Source organism: Pantoea sp. At-9b, from assembly GCF_000175935.2.
Lineage (GTDB): Bacteria > Pseudomonadota > Gammaproteobacteria > Enterobacterales > Enterobacteriaceae > Pantoea.
This window is the reverse complement of the sequence record NC_014837.1, coordinates 628982-650626: the sequence shown is the minus strand read 5'-3', so window position 1 is coordinate 650626 and position 21645 is coordinate 628982. Positions and strand designations below refer to the sequence as shown.

Here is a 21645-nt window from a genome sequence, read left to right as displayed (position 1 = left end):
ACTCGTTGTACTAATTGATTTTTTTCGAGATAGCGCGCAAAATACACACTATTACCTGGCGTAACTATCACATCCTGGATAGTTTTCTCCGCAGGAGAACACCATTCAGGGAGAACAGGGATGATACCGACGATGATGAACACCCATAAAGCTTACAAATCGTTGCAGCAAGCTGGCGTGGACGAACGCCAGGCGGAAGTGCTGGTCGAGATCTTTGCCGAAATGCAGCAGGAACATGCACTGACCAAAGCCGATCTATCCCAGGCGATGGAGGGTGTGATCAAGGGGCAACAGGCTTTCCATACACGCGTTGACCGACTGGAAGACAGGGTTGATCAGTTTGAGAAGCACGTGAATGAGCGCTTTGAACAGGTTGATAAACGTTTCGACCAGGTTGATAAGCGCTTCGAGAAACTTGAAGCGCGTTTTGATCACACCGATTCGCGCATCAGTGGCATGAATCTTGAGATTGTTGGAATGAAGAAAGAGCTGCAATGGCTGAAGCGGGTCATGATGGCAGCCACCTGCGCTATTGTGCTTGCTGCCAGCAAATATATCTTTCTTGCTTAACCCTGACGCAGCGTTTCCAGTCGGTTGCGCTGCGTACCCTCGGCATTGAAGTTGTCCGCTGCCAGCCAGCGTTCAAAGCCCAACTTCACCTGCGGCCATTCGCTATCAATAATCGAAAACCAGCAGGTGTCACGGCTACGGCCCTTGTAGACAATCGCCTGGCGGAACAGTCCTTCAAACTGGAAACCCAGCCGCAGTGCCGCATTACGTGATGGTTGGTTACAGCTGTCACATTTCCACTCGTAGCGGCGGTAACCCAGTTGCTCGCAGGCATAGCGCATCAGCAAGTAATGGGCCTCCGTCGCCATGCGCGTTTGCTTTAAAAGCGGTGAAAACGCCACATGTCCAATCTCGATCACACCATGCGTTGGCTCGATGCGCATCAGCGCCAGCGTCCCAACTGCACGGCGGCTTTCTTTATCGATCACCGCAAAATGCATCGGGTCACGGCGATTCTCAATCTGGCGCGCATAAGCCAGATAAGCGGCTTCATCGGCAAAGGGTTCCGCAAACATATACGTCCAGTCGCGGCCATCCCCTGCCAGCGCGAAAGCAGCGTAGAGTTCGCGGCCATGACGTTCTGCACTGAGCGGTTCGAGCTGACAATAGTCGCCGCTAAAAGTGATAAATTCCGGCCACGGACGCGGTTGCCAGTCTGGCAGTGCAAACCCCACGGGTTGCCCATAAACATTGGTGTTCTGAGACATCGTATATTCCCTGTCGTTGGCTAAGGTAGAGACCGTAAGTTGCCACTTTGCTGGCCCATTAAAAAGCGCCACAATCATGCTTATTGTTAGATCCACGCGAGTGCAGCATGAACGACTTCGACCTCAGCACCTTGCTACTGGCACCACTGGCAACCGACCATGCTTTGACCTTACAGCAGCAACTGTTCCAGCGTATCCGCCAGGCGATTCTGACCGGCAAACTCCCCGCAGGCACCCGACTGCCTGCCACGCGCCAATTGGCGCTTGAACTTCAGGTTTCACGTAATACGGTGATCGCCGTCTGGACACAGTTACAGGCGGAAGGATTTCTGGTGAGCGATCGCCAGGGCAGCCGCGTTACCCCGGTTGCACAGCTACCTGAACACCTCGCTCTGGCACCACATGACGGCGAACTGCGACTGGCAACGCGCGTGGCACTGCTCAGCTCGTCACACCGTGCACTCAGCCAGGAGATGGCGCTGAGGCCCGGCATCCCGGCGCTGTCGCACTTTCCACTCAGCCAATGGCGGCGTGCCTTTAATCATGTGATGCAGCATCAACCCCAACAGCTGCTGGGCTACGGCGATCCACTTGGCGAACGAACGCTGCGCGAGGCTCTGGCCCAGCATCTCGCGCTGGCGCGTGGTGTGCGCTGTACCCCTGAGCAGATTGTCATTACCGAAGGCGCGCAACAGGCGCTGTCATTATGTGTGATGTTGCTCAGCAATCCGGGGGAGACGGGCTGGGTGGAGGAACCTGGCTATCGCGGTGCCAAAGCCGCGATGCGTGCCGGGGATATGCATATCCATCCCATCGCCGTCGACGCACAAGGACTGGCACCCCAGCCACAAGACTGGCAGCAATATCCGCCACGCCTGATCTACACAACGCCGACGCATCAGTATCCCACTGGCGTGGTGATGAGCGCACCACGCCGCCTGGCGCTGTTAGCGGCCGCGCGGGAGCATCAGGCGTGGATCATTGAAGACGATTACGACAGCGATTTCCGCTACAGCGGTGAACCCATCGCAGCGATGCAGGGTATGGCAGCGCAAGCACCGGTGATTTACGTCAGTTCATTTAGCAAGACCCTGTTTCCTGCGTTACGTCTGGGTTTTATGGTGTTGCCACCGCAACTGCTGCCTCGATTACGTCCGGCGCTGCACGAATTGCTGCGCGGCGGCAACCGCCCGGAGCAGCAGGCGCTGGCAAATTTTCTTCGCAATGGCGATTTCAGCCGCCATCTGAGCAAAATGCGCCGTCTTTACCGACAACGCCAGGCCACCCTGCGCAGTGCATTACATCAACAATTGGGCGAACAGGTGTCATTACTCGGAGGGGAGTGTGGCATGCATCTGGTGTTACAGCTTCCATCCGCAATACCGGATGTCGCGTTGGTCGATCAACTCATTCAGGCCGGTTACGCACCCGGTGCGTTGTCAGGGTTTTATTTGGGCGAGGAGAAACAACAAGGGCTGGTGCTGGGATACGGCAATACCAGCACCAGTCAGATCGGCAATGCAGTGACGCAGTTAGCGCGCCTGATTAACCTTTGAAGAAGATGTCACCGGATTTTGCCATCACGATTTTGCCGGTGTCATTGGTGATCAGGATGTAGTTTGCGTTGATATACGCCCAGTGGGTGTTGTCCTGCGGTGCTGGCAGATGGCGCGGTTGCCATTCACCAATGATGTAGGATTTGCCACGATATTGATCCGGCACAACATCCCCGACTTTGTATTCTTTGTAGTCGATAACAATGGTGGTGAGATCGTAATTGTTCGGTGCGGCTGGCTGTGCGGCGTTATCCTGCGGCTGCGCGGGTGCGACGCTAGCCGGAGTCTGGGCCTGCGCGTCCGGTGTGGTTTGCTCAACCTGCGGCGGTGGCGGCACGTTATCAGTTTGCTCGCCTTCGGCCAGCGCGGCGGGCGTCAGGGTTAACGAGCCCAGAAAAAGTCCTGCAGAAAGAAGTACGGCGTGAGTCCTGCGCATGGTGATGTCCACTCTGGTTAATTATTCAATGTTCAATTTACTGACAATGACGGCACGCGGAAGGTTCCCCGGTACGCTGTGCACCGCAACCTGCGCGTCAAATTTCGCCGGACAGCATACATCAGCCGCCCTGCAATTCCGCAAGGCTTAATTGCAAGCAACCGTGTTAGATCGAACCAAATCAGGTGGGATGACCACCCGCCAGATGCGGGTGGTGGCAGGCATTATTGATGCACCGGAATCACCGATCCTTTGTATTGCTGATTGATAAATTCAGCCGTTTGTTTTGACTCAAGATCTTTCGCCAGCTCCAGAATGCGTGGGTCGTGTGCCAGCTGCGGTGTGGTCACCAGTACGTTGGCATACGGGTTGCCTTTCGCCTGTTCCAGCCCTAACGCATCCTTTGACGGCACCAGGCCCGCCTGCAACGCGTAGTTACCGTTGATGATCGCCAGGGTGGCATCATCCAGCGCGCGCGGTAACTGGGGGGCCTCAATTTCAATAATCTTCAGATGATGCGGGTTTTCACTGATATCCGCGCGGGTTACCAGTGAACCGGCGCTGCCGCTTTTCAGTTTCAGTAATCCGTTAGCCTGCAACAGATACAGCGCCCGGCTTAGATTGGTGACGTTGTTCGGCACAGCCACCTGCGCCCCATCAGGCACATCGTTCAGTGATTTGATTTTGTGGGAATAAATCCCTAACGGCTCAATATGGACCGTCGCTACAACGGCAAACTTTTCCCCGAGCGCTTTTTCCTGATCGCGCAGGTAAGGCACGTGCTGGAAATAGTTGGCATCGACATCCCCACGCGCCAGCAGTTCGTTGGCGTTGAGGTTGCCGTTCAGCTCAATCACCTGTAAATCGAGCTTTTTATCTGTCTGTTTGATCTGGTTAAGAATTTCGCTGTGCGGCACCGGATCAGCCGCCACACGCAGTGCGGCCGCCGAAGCATAACTGCTCACCAGAGACAATAAAGCCAGCGTCGCTATCACCTTTTTACGCATAGGTTTCCCTTTCATTTTTATGATTTAACGGTAGTAAGTGCGTCGGCGTAATAACGCTGAGCCACGTCACGATGCGATCGCAAACGTCCTTTCAGGTAATTCCAGCCAACATCACGAATCAGTGGATTTGCCGGATCGCTGGTCGGGCCCAGCGCTTCAGCCGCCAACGGCTCCGGCAATTGATACAGCGGCACCTGCGCATCAAGCTGCGCGCCAAGGAAAAAGGCGATGGAGATACGCTCTGTGCCTGCGGGCGGTGAGATCACGCGGTGAACGGTGGCGCGCAGATAGCCGTTGGTCGCCAGCTCCAGCAGTTCGCCAATATTCACCACAAAAGCACCCGGTTTCGGCAACGCATCAACCCAATTGTTTGGGGTGACCTCCACTTGTAATCCTCGCTGCTCGTCCTGCAACAAAAAGGTGAGGAAGCCCGAATCTTTATGCGCCCCGACCCCCTGCTGGCTCTCATGCGCAGCCTGGCCGGGGTAGCGAATCAACTTCACATGTTCATTCGGGTGGGTGCCGTACAAGGCATCAAATGCCTCGGCTGGCAGAGACAACGATCGGGCAAAGGCACGCAACAGACGCAGCGCCACACCGGTCATCGCCTGCTGCCAGGCATGGATGACCGGACGCAGCTGGGGTAAGGCTTCTGGCCACAGATTGGGACCCTGCAATCGCTTCCAGGCGGGATCGCCCGGTAATAGCGTTAATGCGGCACGTTCAGCCCCGATATCAAACTGTTCACGCTGGTCACGTTGCTCACGGGTATATTCCACTCCGGCAAGGTTATAACCGCGGAAATGCGGGGAATGGATCATTGATACGCGTTGTTTTTCTGCCTGCGGTAAGGCGAAAAACGCGCGGGTGATGCTCTGCACATTTTGCAGCAATTGCGCATTAATGCCGTGGTTCACGAGGTAGAAAAAACCGACATCACGCGCCGTTTCCCGTAGTTCCGTGAGATGTTCCGCCTGCTCCGCTGTAGGCAGCTCCAGCAGCGCTAAATCCAGTACCGGTAATGTGCTGGCGCTCATGATGTATGCGTCCTGTATGCAGCAAGTTTCGCTGCTACGCTGACACTGCGCGCGGATCAGGGCCAATAATGTTGCGCAATATGTTATGGGAAATGATTTTTAGGATAGGTTCGGCAATGGATTGCTGAAAAGCGACAATGGATAGCTGACACCCGGTGCTTCCCGCTATAATCGCGCCTTATCGACGTTGGGCAACGTGCCCGCCAATAAGCACCGATCGCAGGAGATACCGTATGAACCAGGGCCCGTTAACCGAAAAAGAGCTGAACTGGCTTGAAGATATGCTGGAGAAATACGGCAATGAGCACTCCGTGGTGGATGTTGCTGAACTGGATGGCATGCTGACCGCACTGCTTTCCGGCCCCAATGACATCGAACCGAGCGAATGGCTGGTGGCGATGTGGGGAGGGCAAAAATACATTCCAAAGTGGTCGAACGAACGCGAAATGGATCGCTTTATGACCTTGACCTTCCAGCATATGAACGATATCGCCGAGCGTCTCAGTGAATTCCCGGACCAGTTTGATCCCCTGTTTGGCACCCAGGAGATGGAAGGCCAGGAGTTTACCGTGGTGGAAGAGTGGTGCTTTGGCTACATGCGCGGCGTGGCGCTGGATGACTGGTCAGCCCTGCCGGAAGCCCAACAACCGGCACTCGATACCATTGCCCTACACGGCCGTGAAGAGAATTTTGCCCAACTGGAGGACTTCACCCCGGAACAGTTTGAAGCCAGCATCGAAGCCATTCGCCCGGCGGCATTGCAACTGCATGATTTCTGGCAGGAACAGCGCCTGTCGCAACCGGAGCCTGCACCCCAGGTGCCTTATTTTGCCGCTGAGAAGATTGGACGCAATGATCCCTGCCCGTGCGGCAGCGGCAAAAAGTACAAGCAGTGCTGCATGAAATAATACCTCACCTGGCGGCACGATGAATTGTGCCGCCACGCAATACTACCTCATCGCGCCGGTTTCACATTCGTCACCAGGGTGGGCAATTGCCATGGCCCACCTGCACGAATCGCACGACACATCCCGGTCGTTGCCTCACTACTTTGCTGGAAGTCTTTGCCATCCCATACCCAGGCCGCAGTGCTCCAGCAATCGCCAATGCCGCGCCCTTTCTGTGCCAATGAAATCACGCCGTCGTGGTAGTCAGAGCCGGAATCGGTGATCAGTTCGGGTTTCTGCTGCAAGCGCTTATCCATCAGCCAGTAGCCATAACCTTCGTTATAGGCACCGCGCCAGCACAGCGCAGAAATCAGCACGTGGCTTTTATCCACCGGCGTCAGGGTGATGGGCTCAGCCCCTTCCTCCGGCTGATCGTCGGACGGTTGCAGATTATCGCAGCTGTCATCATCCGTTAGCGAGTCGATCAGCTGTGGTTTAACCGATGACAACTCCTGCGCGGTTAACGGACGTGGCTGGGCCTGGATAACCTTGACCTGCTGGATCACCGGAGCGGCGACCGCAACCATCACGCTGCTTTCCGGCTTATCCCCTTTTCTGACCAACGCGCCTGGCGTACCGGTGCGCCCTTGCGCATCGTCCATTTTTAATAACGTGGCGAAGGCACCGTTATCTGACAGTTCGAAGGGTTCTTCACCACCACGAAACTCGACCGTGCCATTTCCTTTCACTGCACGGATCACCGCCTGCGTCTGGGCCTCGGTTAAACGCCATTCGTCGTTATCGGCTTTCTGCAACGCCCCCAATGCGGTGTCATCTATCCAGAGCGACAGCTCCGCCACGGGTTTGGGGTCTTCATCCATCGCATCGGCCAGGACCACCTCGCCACTCACGACGGTGTTCTCACCGGCCTGGCGTGTCAGCAATACCGAACCGCCTGCCCCTTCTTCGGTGCTATAGCCTGCCGCACGGCAGGTCAGCGTGTTATCACACGCCAGCTCCCAGTCCTTATGGCTGAAGGAAATACCGCTGTCATCTGCCCACAGCGGCGCGGCCATGCTGGCAAACAGCACAAGCGCCAGCAGGTTTCGGGATGTCATGCCATCTCTCCAAAAGGGTAAAGGTGGCTAGTGTGCGCAGTTTTTTGCGCCGGGAGAAGTGAATTTTTCACGAAAAAACGCCTAAACCTCGGCAAGAATCTGTTGGCGCAACCACTGATGGGCCGGATCGCGCTGCACACGTTCGTGCCACATCATTAAAATATCAAACCCCGGCACATCAAGCGGCGGCTCAATAACCTGCAACTGCGTTGAGCGGCGTACTAGCCGCTCCGGTAGCACCGCGACTAAATCGCTGCTCGCCAGCACCTCCAACATAAAAAGGAAATGTGGCACCGATAGCACCACGCGGCGCTGGCGGCCAATTTTTGCCAGCGCGCTATCGGTGGCGGCGCTGAATCCGCCACCGTCCGGCGAGACGATGAGATGTTCCAGCTGACAGAACGTATCCAGCGTCAGACCCGGATGTAAATGAGGATGGCCGATCCGTCCGGCCAGCATATAGCGCTCGGAGAACAATTTGCGTTGATGCAGCGTTTCCGGGGCGTGATCGCCGGTATGGAAAATCAAATCCAGCTCGGCTTTCTCCAGTTGCTGTGCCACCCGCGGTGGATTGAGGCCAAACACCGCCACACGGCAATCCGGTGCGGTAAGACGCAGTTTACCGATGACCGGCAACATGATCGCCGAGGACATATAATCGGTGGCGGCAATGCGCCAGGTCAGATTTGCCTGTGCGGGATCAAACCCCTGCGGAGGTGCAACCGCCTGTTGCAGCGACTCCAGCGCCAGCCGGAGCGGCTCGCGCAATGCGTCCGCCCGCGACGTCGGCAACATGCCACGCGGGCCGGGCAGCAGCAGCGGATCGTTAAAGATGCTGCGTAACCGTGCCAGCTGAGCGCTAACGGAGGGCTGCGACAAATTCAGGCGCTGCGCCGCTCGCGTCACATTCAGTTCTGCCAGCAGGACATCCAGCGTGAGCAACAAATTTAAATCCAGGGTTGAGATATTCACCGTATCTATACCTGCGATATCCGTAATTGATTTCTACTATAGCCAGCCATGGCGTAGCCTGCATCCACTTTCCTCTCACAGGATTACACCATGAATGTATTGATTGTCTTCGCTCACCCGGAAACCCATTCCCTGAATGGATCGTTAAAAACGTTCAGCGTCCGTCATTTGGAAAATGCCGGACATCAGGTGCAGGTGTCTGATCTCTATGCCATGAACTGGAAAGCGCAACTGGATGCCGCCGATACTCTGGCTCCGCTGGTGGGTGAACATTTTCACGCTTCACTGGATTCACGGTTCGCCTATGAACACCAACAACAAGCCGCAGATATTGCTGCCGAACAGGAGAAACTGCGCTGGGCCGATGTCGTCATTTTCCAGTTTCCGCTGTGGTGGTTCTCCATGCCGGCCATCATGAAAGGCTGGTTCGATCGCGTGTATGCCTGTGGCTTCGCCTATGGCGTGGGCGAGCATAACGAAAAACATTGGGGAGAACGCTACGGCGCAGGCAGCCTGGCGGGCAAACGGGCGATGCTGGTAGTCACCACCGGCGGCTGGGAATCACATTACAGCCCGCGCGGCATCAATGGTCCTATCGACGACCTGTTGTTTCCCATCCAGCATGGCATGCTGTTCTATCCGGGCTTTAGCGTGCTGCCACCGGTGGTGTTGTATCAGGTACAGAAATCGGCAGAAGCCCGTTTCGCCAGTTGGTGTGACACGCTAGCCACCCGGCTGGATACCCTGGCGACTGGCGAACCGATTGCTTTTCGCCAGCAAAATGGGGGCGATTATGTGATTCCGGCCCTGACGCTGAAGGAGGAGCTGGCACCAGGGGAAAGCGGGTTTGGCGTGCATCAGCAACGCTAACGGAACCCATTATTCATACAGCCAACGCCCTGCCCTGGCCGATTCAATCAGCATGCCCAGGGTAAAATCCGGTACCACCGGCACCTGACGTTTATTAAACGGGTTCAGGATCGCGCCGAGGGAGGGTTCGGGCGGGTAGTAGGTGTCGATACTAAACGGGCCACGCGCGACGTTGAATTCGGCAAAAAACTCCTCCATCAGTGCGGCGGCCTCGTCGTCGTCAAAATTGAGATCGCTATCGATATCAATTTGTGGCGACAACATTTTTTGCTTAAACAGGTATACGCCATCATAACGACGGACAAGTTCATAGATGCGCTGCTCGATATCATCTGACATATCGTCTCTCTCTTGCACGATTCTGATGGGTCGGGCGGCTATTCTGCCACGATATGAGCGCGCTGTGTCGAGAAACTCCCGCCAGCCAACGCTGCCGGGAGTTTCGGCTATTTCAATGGCAGATAGATGTCAGTGATCAGTTGGTGTTCAGGAACATCGTGAATAAAGTTCTGATAATGAAAGAACAATGGAAAGTCTCGCAGCTCCTCACCCCTGGCTGGCAGCCAGTCGCTATATAAACTGCGCGCACTTTCGGCGATGGCATCGTGCGAACCGTGATGACGCAGCAATGCACAGCGGCCCGCAGGGATAGTCGCGTTGACCACACCAAACGCATTATCTTCCGGGATCGGTTCGGCTACCGAACCACAGATATCAAAACGGAACGTTTCCGCTGGCGTGGTAACCGGGTCGTGCGGTGCAATACCAAACGTCTGGCTGCTGGCAATCGGTGATAACCCGGTGGCTTTGCGCCACGCGATAAAACGCGCCGCCGTCTCCATAATGCGTTCTGGCTGGCCGTAATGTGACAGCATCGCCACTCTGGTGGCGGGAAAATTGATGATAGTGACCGGCATGGCTTCTCTCCGTTTGGTCTGTAGCGGTGGCATACGCTGGTGCCAGCTAACCCAGGCAGGCTGGCGACGAAATTCACTCGGCGTCATTGCAAACATCTGTTTGAACGCGCGACTGAATGACTCCGCATGCTGAAAACCTGCATCCAGCGCAATATCGATAATTTTCTCAGACGGATTGAATGCCAGCCGATAGGATGCGCGTTTCAGGCGCATCAGCTGAATGTAGCGCCCCGGCGCAATGCCACAGTAACCGGTAAATTGCCGGTGAAAGTGGTAAGGCGAAAAATGGGCGACGTCGCTCAGTTGCTCCAGCAGCAGCGGATCGTCAAGGTGTTGATCGATATAATCAAACACCTTGTTGAAGCGCTGGCGATAGACATCCGTTTTATTGATGGGCATGGCATTCTCCTTGCCATTGACTATGCCTGAGCGAAGTGGCGTTTGGCCTGACGGATCTTGCGCAGTTTGGCTAGCATCCGGCGGCGATATAATCCCCGTTGGCACTGACCGGGATCACGGTGAGGAACAACACGGCAGCAAACAGGATGATAATCATACCACCCACAATCCTTGCCACCGGGATTAACCAACGGGTGTTTTCGTTGTCGCGACTGAAGAAGGTCACGGTGCGGTTCCGGGCATAACGTACCGCCAGCGACAGCCCCAGAATCGACATGGCGGTCCCCAGTGCCATGGTCATCACGGCGGCAATGCCCCAACTGACAATTCCCAACGTATTGGCAAACAGCAGAATCATAATTGCACCGCTACAGGGCCGCGCGCCAATCGCCAGCACCACACCGACCCGGGTTTTCCAGTCTGCGTGGGTCAAATCCGCGCCGACACCGTGATGCCCACAGCCGCATTGTTCCGGGTGCTGATGCAGCGGTTTTATTGCGCTGATGGTCCATTTTCGTGGCCGTTGCTGGCGCAGCGTCTGCCAGATAACAAACGCGCCAAAAGCACCAATCAGCAGCGCGCTGATTTTTTCCACATACCAACGGCTGGTACTGAGATCGCCCGCTGCCAGATTAAAACCGACGGCCAGAATATAGACAAACAGAATGGCGCTGATGCCCTGCATCAGACTGCCCAGCAGAGGGACCACACGCGCCGCCAGCTGGCTTTCTTTATTGGTACTGAGATACGTGGTGACGATAAATTTGCCATGCCCCGGCCCAATCGCATGCAGCACGCCATAAATGAATGCGCCCCCCAGCAGCCATATCCCGCCGGTATAGTCGTGGCTGTTGAGTTGCAACAGGTAGGTCACCAGCCTGCGGTGCAACGAGATTTGCGTGGCGAGGCTCCATTGCAGGAATGCCGGCCAGTGGGTGTAGAGCGTGGTGGCGATGAACAGCAACGTCAGGATGAGGAGTCCTGCGATGGGAATGCGCCAGTCACGGGTGAGGGAGCGAGTTAGCATGCGGTGGCCTGGGTGGTGAGGACAGGGGTCTATGGTAAGAATGCTAGTGGGTGTTGGGGGGGAATGCTATGGCATTTTGGGTGGTGGAGTGAATTTCAGGCACAAAAAAAGCCGCCCTTGAGCGACTTGATTGCATCGTTGGTGCCGAAGGCCGGACTCGAACCGGCACGTATTTCTACGGTTGATTTTGAATCAACTGCGTCTACCGATTTCGCCACTTCGGCACTGAAGAGGATGCGGAAAACGTTGGGGATTATACCGTTACCGACAAGGTGCGCAACCGGAATCGATCGGGATGTGCGCTAAGCGTTGAAAAAATCATCACCACCGCGGCTGACGGCATCTTTCCGCGCAAAATCCCGCCAAAAACCAGAACATTCCCAATCTCCCCTTCCCCCGGAACTTTCTTAGGTCTACCCTTTCTTAAGCAACACTGACACCAGTCAGCCATAAAGAGAAATGAGGTTGAGATGACTAAAACAACACAACGCGTGATTTGGGGATGGGGTATTGCTGCGTTACTGGTTGCAGGTAGCGCATCAGCAGCGAGCTGGCAGGATCAACTGAGCAGCGCCGCTTCGCAGTTGAGTCAACAGAACAGCAGCACCAGCGGTACGTCGAGCGAAGGGATGTCACTTTCTTCAATCACCGGCTTGCTGAATGGTGGGGATAAAGCCGTCAGCGCCAACAGCATGACCAATGCAGCAGGCGTGATGCAGTACTGCGTTGAACACAATGTAGTGAAAAACAACGTGCAGTCGGTGAAAGATCAGGTGCTGGGCAAACTTGGCCTGAGCAGCACCACCGCACAAGAGCAGAAAACCGATTACCAGCAGGGTCTGCAAGGCTTGCTCAACACCGGTAACGGCCAGCAGCTGAACCTGGAGAGCCTGAGCAACTCCACCATGGGCGAAAAGCTGAAGACCAAAGCCTGTGATGTGGTACTGAAGCAAGGTAAGAAATACATCGGCATGTAAGGGTATTGGGCAGCGCAAGACCGTGAGACAGGCTGTCCCCTGGCTCAATGTCCTGCGTTGCCCCCTCTCCCCGTTCCCGGCATCGTGCTGCCCGTCACGCCCTTCCCTTGAGGGGTGATTTCCCCGCATCATCATTAACGCTATAGTGGGATTTTCGATCTCACAGGACAGCGCGCATGAAAGGCATCAACATTGCGATTTACTTCGATCCCGACCTGATTCGCATTTGCGTACATCAACAGGACGGCAGCTATCTCAGCCAGAATTTCAATTACGATGACAGCGTGATTGAAGAAATTTATCAGTGGCTGGAGCAGTTTACCCCCAATCGCACGCACATTTGCCTGATTGAGCATGACACCGCCGATCTCCTCGCGGATGAACTGGTGGATAACGGCTATCACGTCCATCAGATAAGCCAACATGATTTGCTGAGTTGGTTTGCCAGCGAACCGCCGTCTTCACCCGATGGTTCACCGGTACGCGCTCTGCTGCGTTACCTGGAAAACGAAATGCCACCCGAATATCAGTCACGCACACCGCAGATTGAAGCACTGATGGATCTGCTGGATGAGCTGGATGCGCTGGAAGCGGTGGAAGAAGCCGAGGATGAAGACAGCCTGCCAGATGACGTACTGCGTCTGATGAAACAGAAAAAAATCAGCGCCCATGACGCTGCGCTGCGTCTGATCCCCGACGTGAACGAACGCATTCGCGAACATCTCATCAACTATCCTGACCTGATGACACCCGAGTTGCTGGAAGACTTTTTCCCGGAATTGATCGAAGCACTGGATCGCCCGAAACACTAATGACACATCTTTAAGCAAGATTTACCCACGTGGCCTCCCTAAGCTGTGCCGCGCGCCGATATCCCATCGGCGCGTTTTAATCAGAAGGAATCGACATGCTGGATTTGTTTAAAGCCGTCGGCCTCGGGCTGGTGGTCATTCTTCCCCTCGCCAACCCCCTCACCACCGTGGCCCTGTTTCTTGGCCTCGCCGGTGATATGAATTTCAGTGAGCGCAATCGTCAGGCTTTTCAGGCCTCGGTGTATGTTTTCCTGATTATGATGGTGGCCTGGTACGCCGGTAGCGCGGTGCTCCATACCTTTGGTATCTCTATCCCGGGTTTGCGCATGGCGGGCGGCCTGATCGTGGCGTTTATCGGTTTTCGCATGCTCTTCCCGGCGAAACCGGTCGGTCATTCGGTCGAAGCAGAGCATAAACAGGACGAACTGGACGCCAGCGACAATCCACGTGAAACGGTGAACATTGCGTTTGTCCCACTGGCGATGCCCAGCACTGCCGGTCCGGGCACCATTGCCATGATTATCAGCTCAGCATCCACAGTGCGAAGTGGCGTCGATTTCCCGGCATGGGTCATCGCCACCGCTCCGGTGCTGACCTTCTTGCTGGTCGCGGTGATTTTGTGGATCTCGCTGCGCAGTTCTGGCGCTATCATGAAACTGGTGGGGAAAGGCGGTATTGAGGCGATTTCACGCCTGATGGGCTTCTTGCTGGTGTGTATGGGCGTGCAGTTTATTATCAACGGCGTGCTGGAAGTGATTCATACCTACCATTGAAAAAGGAGCGCATTGCTGCGCTCCTTTCATGATTGCTATTATTTTAATGACTTACGCACATCAGCAACCTGATCTTTCGTGACTGCCGGAGCGTTGTTGCTCCAACCCTGGCGAATAAAGGTCGCCAGTTGCGCCACTTCATCATCGCTCAGACGGTTGGCAAAACCAGGCATCAACAAGGTTGAGGCTGTTTTTTCAGTCGATGGCTGCTGTGCACCTTCCAGAATGGTGTGGATCAGCCCGGTTGGATCTTTGGCGTTGACGATCGTGGCCTGATCCAGTTCCGGGAACACACCCGGCGCGCCTTTACCGGTGACAAAGTGGCATGCGCCACAGTTGTCGAGGTACAGACGCTCACCTTCCGACAGATTTTTCCCTGCGGTCAGTTTCGCTTCCGTCGCCTGCTGCGCCTGGACGTTATACGCCTGCAGCGGCGGGTTGCCCCCGAGGAACTTCAGGTAGGCAGCAATCGCTTTCAGATCGGCATCGGTCATGTGCGAGCTACTGTGCTCAATCACCGACTTCATCTCACCGCCCACCGCCGCTTTATCGTTACGACCGGTTTGCAGGTAATCGACGATCTCCTGCTCGCTCCAGCGCGGCAGGCCGCGCAGAGACGGCACGTCCCAATTGTTCAGGCTACCACCAGCAAGGAACTGATTGTCGCTGCTGTCGAGCGCCTTCTCGTTCATACCCAGGCCACGTGGCGTATGGCAGCTACCGCAGTGACCAAGGCTTTCCACGATGTACGCACCACGGTTGACCTCTGCAGATGCCCCGCCAATCGGTTGGAACGGCTTGTCAGAGGTGAACGCCCAGTTCCAGAAACGCATGCCCCAGCGCTGGCTGAACGGGAAGCTGAGTTTGGTTTCCGGCGGCTGCTCGGCACTCGGTTTCACGCCCTGCATAAAGTAGACATACAGCGCGTGCATGTCTTCATCGCTGATTTTGGCGTAATCCGGATACGGCATAGCCGGGTAGAGGCGAGAGCCATCAGGCAGCACACCTTTACGCACCGCGTCGGAGAACTGCTGCTCGGTATAGTTACCGATACCGTGTTCTTTATCCGGCGTGATATTGGTGGAGTAGATGGTGCCCAGATTGGACTCAATCGCCAGGCCACCGGCATAGTCCGGCTTACCCGCAACCGAGTGGCAGGCCATACAGTCGCCGAGACGCGACAGGTATTCACCCTTTTTGATCAGTTGTGCGTCATCTGCCGCGTGCGCCTGCGCCGCAATGCTTCCCAGCAGCACGGCATTAGCGATTAACAATGATTTTAATTTCATGTGCTTATGCCTGTACCAGTGGACCGGGGTTTTTCAGATAGTGTTCTTTGATTGCCTGCGCCGCCATCAGGGTGATCGCGCCGATAGTATCGGTCGGGTTCGCCTGGAAGTTCTGCGGGAAGGCGTTACCGCCCGGTACAAACACGTTATGCACGTCCCAGCTTTGCAGGTACTTGTTCAGCGCGGAGGTTTTCGGGTTATCCCCCATCACCGCGCCGCCCACGTTATGGGTGGAGACGTATTTGGTCAGGTCAAAGTCAGCGCCCATTGGCAGGAAGCTCATGCTCATGCTATCCGGGTTCAACTCTTTGGCGATGTTACCCACGATGCCTTTCAGATGCTGTTGCAGCTTCAACTCGTTCTCTTTCCAGTTGAAGGTCATACGCAGCAACGGCAGGCCACGGTGGTCGGTGTAGTGCGGGTCGAGATCCAGATAGATATCACGATACGACTGGCAGGTCGTAGTGATGCTGATCTTCATCGAATGGTTGTACCACTGCTCCAGACCTTCCTTGTAGCCCATCCCCCAACTCGGCGTCCCTTTCGGCAGCGAGGTGGCAATTGGCGTACCGGTCGCCTGGGAACTGTGGATCTTGGCACCGCCAAGGAAGCCGAGGCCCGGACCATCGAAGTTGCCCGGAGAGATGTCGTTAAACATTTGCCCGGTTGCGCCTGCGGTGGCGAACGAGTTGAAGTTCTTGTCTTTAAAGAACAGGGTCGCGCCGCCGTTCGACAGGAACGCATAGTTACGACCGACCACACCTTCTTCGGTGATCGGGTTGTACGGCTTACCAATGCCGGACAGCAGCATCAGACGCACGTTGTACAGCTGGAAGCTGGAGAGCACCACGATCTTCGCCGGCTGGAACACTTCGTTGCCGTCTACGTCGTAGTAAATCACCCCTTTGGCGGTCTTCTGGTCATCGTGCAGCACCACTTTCACCACTTCTGCATGCACTTCATAAGAGAAGTTCGGCATCCGCTTCAGCGCATCCATCACCGCCGTTTGCGGAGAGGCTTTGGAGTAGTTCAGGCACGGATATTTCGAGCAATAACCGCAGTAGTTACAAGGCGCGATGGTGTTGCCATACGGGTTTTTCCACGCACGAGAGACGCAGGCAGACGGGTTCGGGAACGGATGGTAACCCAGCTTCGTCGCTGCGGCTTTAAACATCACGTTGTTCAGCGTATCTTCCAGCGCTGGCAGCGGATAAGGTTCCGAACGCGGACCTTCAAACGGGTCGCCACCTTCGAGGATCTGGCCGCGCAGGTTACCGGTGTTACCAGACTGGCCGCAAATCAGCTCAAACTTGTAGTAATACGGCTCGATCTCTTCCCAGGTGAACGGGAAGTCCATCACGCGCATGTCTTCCTGCAAAATGCCCGGTTTGTAAGCCTGATCGACGTAGGTTTTCAGTTTAATATCAGTTGGGGTCGGACGAATCAGTACCGCCGTCCAGTGCATACCCGCGCCGCCCACGCCCGTGCCCGGTGCGAACGCGCCCCATTTACGGGTCGGCAGCGCCGTTTGGTCCATGTTGTAGCGCACGGTAACCGCCACTTCTTTCGGCGTGGCGAATACCTTGTTACGCACGTTGTAAGCGTATTCATCCGCCGGTTTCGGGTAGGCGAACTCGGGGTAGTCGCGCTCACCGCCGCGCTCCAGCGCGCGGACTTCTAAGCCAGCCAGCGCCAGCTCAATGCTCATTAACGAGCCTGCCCAGCCGAGGCCGCAGACAACGACGTCGACTTCTTTTTTAGTAATCTGTGCCATGATAATCCTGTCTCAAATACCTGATGCGAAACGCAATTACGCGCGCTCACCCATGATGCTCACCGGGCCAAGCGGGTACGGTACGTTGTGCTGTTTAACCCACTCGGTGAAGCTGGCGCGTGCGCCAGGGAAGCCGATGGCAATCCAGGCTTTCATGCCTTTGTTGCCGCCGTACATCGGATCAGCGAGGTAGCCATGTTTGGTATCTGCAAGCAGTTGGCTGAAGAACTGGGAGGCTTTCAGGTTCGGCTCGCCCAGTGCGGCGAAGTCGATACCGTCATTTTTGTTCACTTTAGTGAGAACCGCGTCTTTCTCTTCCAGCGTCAGCTCGTGGAACGCTTTCTGGTAGTTGCTCTGCGTCCACTGATTCACCAGCTTGATGCCGATGTGGTACAGCTGTTGCGGCGTAAACGGAATCTGATACCCCATGGTGGCAGGCGCATGCACGTCAAACGGACCCTGCATGTAGATTTCGTCACCGAACTCAGGGCTGTGCAGCTGCTGGTCGATAAAGATCGGTACGTTCGTTTCCAGCGCACCCGGAGCCTTGCCATTGCCGCCGGCAGGGATCAGGCGGTCGGTGGCGGCAAGAATAAATTGCCACTCATCGCTGCTGAAAAAGATCGGTTTATAGTCGGCAAGTTCCGGTGCTGCCATTTCCGCAGCCTGGGCCGCAGTTAATCCCTTAAATACCAGGTCACTTAATGGCAAAGCCAAAAGCGACCCAAGCAGAAATTTACGTCTGGTGGTCGGTTTTTGTAGAAGCATGGCCTGACGACTCTCACTTGCTAAGAAAGATAATTATTTTTGTTAATGACTTAATTCATCGGTAAACAACCTGGCAATCTTAGGGATACAAATATTTCAAAGTGTAAGAGTTAAATTACAAATGTGTTTTGATGAGAAACCATCATCATGTTGAATTTTGGTTACAGGCTGGTAAAGGGCTTTCGAGGCGGGAATTTCCGTTTTAACCGTACAAATGTCAGGTTTTTGTACAAATCGACTGTGCAAATGACCAAAACAATTTACGTATCGCAATAATACCGTAAATTAATCGATAAAAATAAATCACACTTCCATACAAGAGAATTATTCTCATTAATAACATCTTATTTACTTTAAAGAAACACAATCACCCTATCTATTTCCGAAAAATGACAGGCAGCGCACAAAATAAGCGAAATGATTGAGCGTCGAAATGGATTGTTAATTTCCGGCACAGCTCAGAACAAACCGGCATTTTGCCAATTGCGCCTCAGCGATAGAGTCAGTTAATCAATCACTCAGGATAACAATAATGCGATCATTAGTTTTGTTGCTGGCGCTAATCAGTTGCGCCTTTGCGTCACAGGCGGCGACGCCAAAAGACACGTTAGTGGTTGCCGTGCCACTCGACGGCATCATCAGCTTTGACCCGGCAGAAAGTTTTGAGACCGTCAGCAACAGCGTGCAACGCAATCTGTACCAAACGCTGGTGGAAGCCGACCGTGACACGCCGCAAAAGCTTGCGCCACTGCTGGCAACGTCATGGCAACCGGGCAGCACAGCGCACAGCCTGGTCTTCACCCTGAAATCCGGCGCGCATTTTGCCAGCGGTAATCCGGTGACGCCGCAGGATGTGGTGTTCTCATTAACCCGCGCAGTACAACTCAACAAGGCTCCGTCGTTTATCCTCGCGGAGTTTGGCTGGACAACAGACAATATCGCCAGTCAATTTAAGGTGTTGAATGATCACCAGGTGGAAATTCAGTGGCCTGCGGCGATTGGTCAGGATCTGGCGCTGCGTCTGCTGACCGCGCCGGTGGCTTCAATTGTCGATAGCAAAACAGTGCAGCAGCACGCCACCCATCAGGATCTGGGCAACGGCTGGTTGCATACCCATTCCGCCGGCAGCGCGGCTTTTGTGATTCAACAATATGTCCCTCAGCAGGCATTGGTGTTGACCGCCAACCCCCAGGCACAACCTCAGCCGCATCTGCAACGCATTCTGCTGAAAGGGGTGGCCGATGCTGGCGCACGCCGCCTGTTGATTCAACAGGGTGATGTCGATGTTGCCTACCAGCTGGGGCCGGACCAGATCGACGCCCTGAAAAGCGATAAAAATCTGCGCATCGATGCCTTTCCCTCCAGCCTGGTGTATTACCTCGGCTTCAATACGCAGAATAAAGCACAACCGGCGCTCGGCAACCCGGCCTTCTGGCAGGCTGCCCGCTGGCTGGTGGATTATCACGCCATCGCTGATCAACTGTTAAAAGGCCAATACGCAATCCATCAAAGTTTCCTGCCGCAGGGCTTTGACGGCGCGCTGGAAAACCAGCCGTTCCACTACGATGTGGCGAAAGCCAAACAGATCCTGCGCCAGGCCGGTATCCAGCCCGGCACCCGATTCTCACTGACGGTGATCAACCAGCCGCCGTATATCGATGTAGCCCAGGCGCTACAGGCCAGTTTTGCCAAAGCAGATATTCAGATTGAGCTGCAACCGGTGGCGGAGTCAGAGCTGTGGAGCAAAATGCGCGGGCGCGATTTCCAGTCGATCTTTATTTACTGGGGTGCTGACTATGTCGATCCCAATACCAACGCCAGTGCCTTTGTGTATAACGTGCCAGGCGGCTCGAAAACCCTCGCATGGCGCGTGGGCTGGGAGATTCCGGACCTGAGCGCCAAAACCCGCGCGGCTGCGGGTGAAAGCGATGCGGCCAAACGTCGCCAGCTCTATACCGCATTGCAGCAGTCGGTGCAGCAGAACTCACCGTTTGTCATCACCCTCCAGGGCGCGCAGCAGGTGGCGGTCCGTAACAATATCGATCATGTGCAACAGGGGATTGGTGTGAGCCTGTTATATTTCGATACGGTGCAAAAGAAATAACCGGTCCCGTAGCGGCGCGATTTATCGCGCATCTTTTCGCAGACGATAAAGACGAGCGACAAATCGCGCCGCTACGCCAGGTGCACCTTTGCTATTCTTTCAGGCATCACCGCTTGCCTGAGAGAGAATAAATCATGACCACCCCGTTGTTGATTGCCCAAACTCCAGAAGTAAAACTTCAGCTGCTGTCAAACATGGCGAACCGCCATGGCCTGATTACCGGCGCAACCGGCACCGGTAAAACCGTCACGTTGCAAAAACTGGCGGAATCCTTCTCCTCCCTTGGCGTGCCGGTGTTTATGGCCGATGTGAAAGGCGACCTGACGGGCATCGCCGCTGCGGGTGACGGCTCGGAGAAACTGCTGGCTCGGTTGGCAAAGATTGGCGTGACCGACTGGCAGCCACAATCCAATCCGGTGATGTTATGGGATATCTTTGGCGAGCAAGGCCATCCGGTGCGCGCCACCGTCTCCGATGTTGGCCCGCTGCTGCTGGCGCGCCTGCTCAACCTGAATGAGATCCAGAGCGGCGTGCTGCAAATCATCTTCCGCATTGCCGACGATCAAGGCCTGTTGCTGCTGGATTTCAAAGATCTGCGCGCCATGACGCAATATATCGGCGACCACGCCAAAGAATTCCAGACGCAATACGGCAACATCAATAGCGCCTCGGTCGGGGCCATTCAGCGTGGCCTGCTGACGCTGGAGCAGCAGGGTGCGGAGCATTTCTTTGGTGAGCCGATGCTGGATATTCGCGACTGGATGCGCTGCGACGATCAGGGCAAAGGTTTTATCAACATCCTCTCCGCCGAGAAGCTCTATCAGCTACCAAAACTTTACGCCACCAGCCTGCTGTGGCTGTTGGCAGAACTGTATGAGCAATTGCCCGAAGCGGGCGATCTCGATAAGCCCAAAATGGTGTTCTTCTTTGATGAAGCCCATCTGCTGTTTAACGACGCCCCTGCGGTGCTGCTGGAAAAGGTTGAGCAGGTGATTCGCCTGATTCGCTCGAAAGGCGTTGGCGTGTATTTTGTCACCCAAAATCCCGCCGATATCCCCGACAGCGTGTTGGGCCAGCTCGGCAACCGGGTGCAGCACGCGTTGCGCGCGTTTACCCCCAAAGATCAGAAAGCGGTGAAAACGGCGGCCGACACCATGCGCGCCAATCCGGCGTTTAATACCGTCGAGGCCATTCAGGCACTGGGCACCGGCGAAGCGTTGATCTCCTTCCTTGATGAAAAAGGCAGCCCGTCGATGGTGGAACGAGCCATGGTGATTGCGCCGGGTTCCCGCATGGGACCGGTCAGCGGTGATGAACGTAATGGCCTGATTAACCATTCGCCGTTGTACGGAAAATACGATAACGAGATTGACCGTGAATCCGCCTTTGAGATGCTGCAAAAAGGGGTACAGGTTGCGACCGACCAGGCCAATTCTCCCGCCGCAAAAGGCAACAATGTGGCGGTGGATGATGGCATTCTCGGCGGTCTGAAAGATATTCTGTTTGGCAGTACCGGCCCGCGCGGTGGCAAGCGTGATGGTGTGGTACAGACGATGGCGAAAAGTGCCGCACGACAGGTCACCAATCAAATCATTCGCGGCGTGCTGGGCAGCCTGATGGGAGGGCGTCGTCGTTAAGGAGCAGT

General features: G+C 55.3%; 21 protein-coding genes and 1 tRNA gene. 9 read left to right on the top strand and 13 right to left on the bottom strand.

Translation table 11 applies throughout. The features are described from left to right. Positions 1-120: 120 nt before the first annotated feature. Complete coding sequence (locus PAT9B_RS02875) at positions 121-570, top strand: hypothetical protein (RefSeq protein ID WP_013507754.1); 450 nt, start codon at positions 121-123, stop codon at positions 568-570. On the opposite strand, the gene PAT9B_RS02870 is transcribed toward PAT9B_RS02875, so the two are convergent. Then, positions 567-1277 (bottom strand): GNAT family N-acetyltransferase, encoded by a 711-nt coding sequence (locus PAT9B_RS02870; protein WP_013507753.1) that lies wholly within the window; start codon positions 1275-1277, stop codon positions 567-569. The two genes, PAT9B_RS02875 and PAT9B_RS02870, sit on opposite strands and share 4 nt — an antisense overlap. A gap of 107 nt (positions 1278-1384) precedes the next feature. Here PAT9B_RS02870 and PAT9B_RS02865 point away from each other — a divergent pair, with 107 nt between their 5' ends. Further along, a complete protein-coding gene (locus PAT9B_RS02865; protein ID WP_013507752.1) occupies positions 1385-2833 on the top strand; it encodes a PLP-dependent aminotransferase family protein in 1449 nt (482 codons plus the stop codon). On the opposite strand, the gene PAT9B_RS02860 is transcribed toward PAT9B_RS02865, so the two are convergent. From PAT9B_RS02860 to PAT9B_RS02850, 3 genes are all read right to left on the bottom strand, one after another. Further along, on the bottom strand, positions 2823-3269 hold the full coding sequence (locus PAT9B_RS02860) for an RcnB family protein (protein WP_013507751.1): 447 nt from the start codon (positions 3267-3269) through the stop codon (positions 2823-2825). The genes PAT9B_RS02865 and PAT9B_RS02860 overlap by 11 nt on opposite strands. Positions 3270-3493: 224 nt before the next feature. Next, on the bottom strand, positions 3494-4276 hold the full coding sequence (locus PAT9B_RS02855) for a MetQ/NlpA family ABC transporter substrate-binding protein (RefSeq protein ID WP_013507750.1): 783 nt from the start codon (positions 4274-4276) through the stop codon (positions 3494-3496). 17 nt (positions 4277-4293) lie between these two features. Beyond that, positions 4294-5313 (bottom strand): isopenicillin N synthase family oxygenase, encoded by a 1020-nt coding sequence (locus PAT9B_RS02850; RefSeq protein ID WP_013507749.1) that lies wholly within the window; start codon positions 5311-5313, stop codon positions 4294-4296. Between the two features lie 233 nt (positions 5314-5546). On the opposite strand from PAT9B_RS02850, the gene PAT9B_RS02845 reads away from it, so the two are divergent. Next, entirely contained in the window at positions 5547-6221 is a 675-nt protein-coding gene (locus PAT9B_RS02845; protein WP_013507748.1) for a YecA family protein, read from the top strand. Positions 6222-6268: 47 nt separating this feature from the next. Here the strand turns inward: PAT9B_RS02845 and PAT9B_RS02840 are convergent, their stop codons facing one another. Then, positions 6269-7318: a DUF1176 domain-containing protein gene (locus PAT9B_RS02840; RefSeq protein WP_013507747.1), complete on the bottom strand. Its 1050-nt coding sequence runs from the start codon at positions 7316-7318 to the stop codon at positions 6269-6271. Positions 7319-7399: 81 nt separating this feature from the next. After that, the gene (locus tag PAT9B_RS02835) at positions 7400-8290 is read right to left on the bottom strand and encodes a LysR family transcriptional regulator (protein WP_013507746.1); all 891 of its coding nucleotides are present in this window, start codon (positions 8288-8290) and stop codon (positions 7400-7402) included. Between the two features lie 90 nt (positions 8291-8380). Here PAT9B_RS02835 and PAT9B_RS02830 point away from each other — a divergent pair, with 90 nt between their 5' ends. After that, positions 8381-9160 (top strand): NAD(P)H-dependent oxidoreductase, encoded by a 780-nt coding sequence (locus PAT9B_RS02830; protein WP_013507745.1) that lies wholly within the window; start codon positions 8381-8383, stop codon positions 9158-9160. A 9-nt stretch (positions 9161-9169) separates the two neighbouring features. On the opposite strand, the gene PAT9B_RS02825 is transcribed toward PAT9B_RS02830, so the two are convergent. The 4 genes from PAT9B_RS02825 to PAT9B_RS02810 form a co-directional block, all read right to left on the bottom strand. Next, positions 9170-9499: a DUF1493 family protein gene (locus PAT9B_RS02825; protein WP_013507744.1), complete on the bottom strand. Its 330-nt coding sequence runs from the start codon at positions 9497-9499 to the stop codon at positions 9170-9172. Positions 9500-9606: 107 nt separating this feature from the next. Continuing rightward, complete coding sequence (locus tag PAT9B_RS02820; protein ID WP_013507743.1) at positions 9607-10476, bottom strand: GyrI-like domain-containing protein; 870 nt, start codon at positions 10474-10476, stop codon at positions 9607-9609. Positions 10477-10546: 70 nt separating this feature from the next. Then, complete coding sequence (locus tag PAT9B_RS02815; RefSeq protein WP_013507742.1) at positions 10547-11503, bottom strand: nickel/cobalt transporter; 957 nt, start codon at positions 11501-11503, stop codon at positions 10547-10549. A gap of 139 nt (positions 11504-11642) precedes the next feature. Next, a tRNA-Leu gene (locus PAT9B_RS02810) sits at positions 11643-11727 on the bottom strand. Between the two features lie 246 nt (positions 11728-11973). Here PAT9B_RS02810 and PAT9B_RS02805 point away from each other — a divergent pair. From PAT9B_RS02805 to PAT9B_RS02795, 3 genes are all read left to right on the top strand, one after another. Continuing rightward, positions 11974-12480, top strand: coding sequence for a DUF2501 domain-containing protein (locus PAT9B_RS02805; RefSeq protein WP_013507741.1), 507 nt, complete (start codon positions 11974-11976; stop codon positions 12478-12480). Between the two features lie 176 nt (positions 12481-12656). Further along, positions 12657-13292, top strand: coding sequence for a hypothetical protein (locus PAT9B_RS02800; protein ID WP_013507740.1), 636 nt, complete (start codon positions 12657-12659; stop codon positions 13290-13292). A 95-nt stretch (positions 13293-13387) separates the two neighbouring features. Further along, on the top strand, positions 13388-14065 hold the full coding sequence (locus PAT9B_RS02795) for a MarC family NAAT transporter (RefSeq protein ID WP_013507739.1): 678 nt from the start codon (positions 13388-13390) through the stop codon (positions 14063-14065). A gap of 38 nt (positions 14066-14103) precedes the next feature. On the opposite strand, the gene PAT9B_RS02790 is transcribed toward PAT9B_RS02795, so the two are convergent. From PAT9B_RS02790 to PAT9B_RS02780, 3 genes are read right to left on the bottom strand one after another with little or no spacing between them, the layout of a single operon-like run. Continuing rightward, a complete protein-coding gene (locus PAT9B_RS02790) occupies positions 14104-15354 on the bottom strand; it encodes a cytochrome c (RefSeq protein ID WP_013507738.1) in 1251 nt (416 codons plus the stop codon). A 4-nt stretch (positions 15355-15358) separates the two neighbouring features. After that, the gene (locus tag PAT9B_RS02785) at positions 15359-17128 is read right to left on the bottom strand and encodes a GMC family oxidoreductase (protein ID WP_013507737.1); all 1770 of its coding nucleotides are present in this window, start codon (positions 17126-17128) and stop codon (positions 15359-15361) included. 36 nt (positions 17129-17164) lie between these two features. Next, entirely contained in the window at positions 17165-17896 is a 732-nt protein-coding gene (locus PAT9B_RS02780; protein ID WP_013507736.1) for a gluconate 2-dehydrogenase subunit 3 family protein, read from the bottom strand. Positions 17897-18428: 532 nt separating this feature from the next. Here PAT9B_RS02780 and PAT9B_RS02775 point away from each other — a divergent pair. Together PAT9B_RS02775 and PAT9B_RS02770 are read left to right on the top strand one after the other, a co-directional pair. Continuing rightward, positions 18429-20000 carry an ABC transporter substrate-binding protein gene (locus PAT9B_RS02775; RefSeq protein WP_013507735.1) on the top strand — a complete coding sequence of 524 codons (1572 nt, stop codon included), beginning with the start codon at positions 18429-18431 and terminating at the stop codon, positions 19998-20000. A 134-nt stretch (positions 20001-20134) separates the two neighbouring features. Next, the gene (locus tag PAT9B_RS02770) at positions 20135-21637 is read left to right on the top strand and encodes a helicase HerA-like C-terminal domain-containing protein (protein WP_013507734.1); all 1503 of its coding nucleotides are present in this window, start codon (positions 20135-20137) and stop codon (positions 21635-21637) included. Positions 21638-21645: the final 8 nt, after the last annotated feature.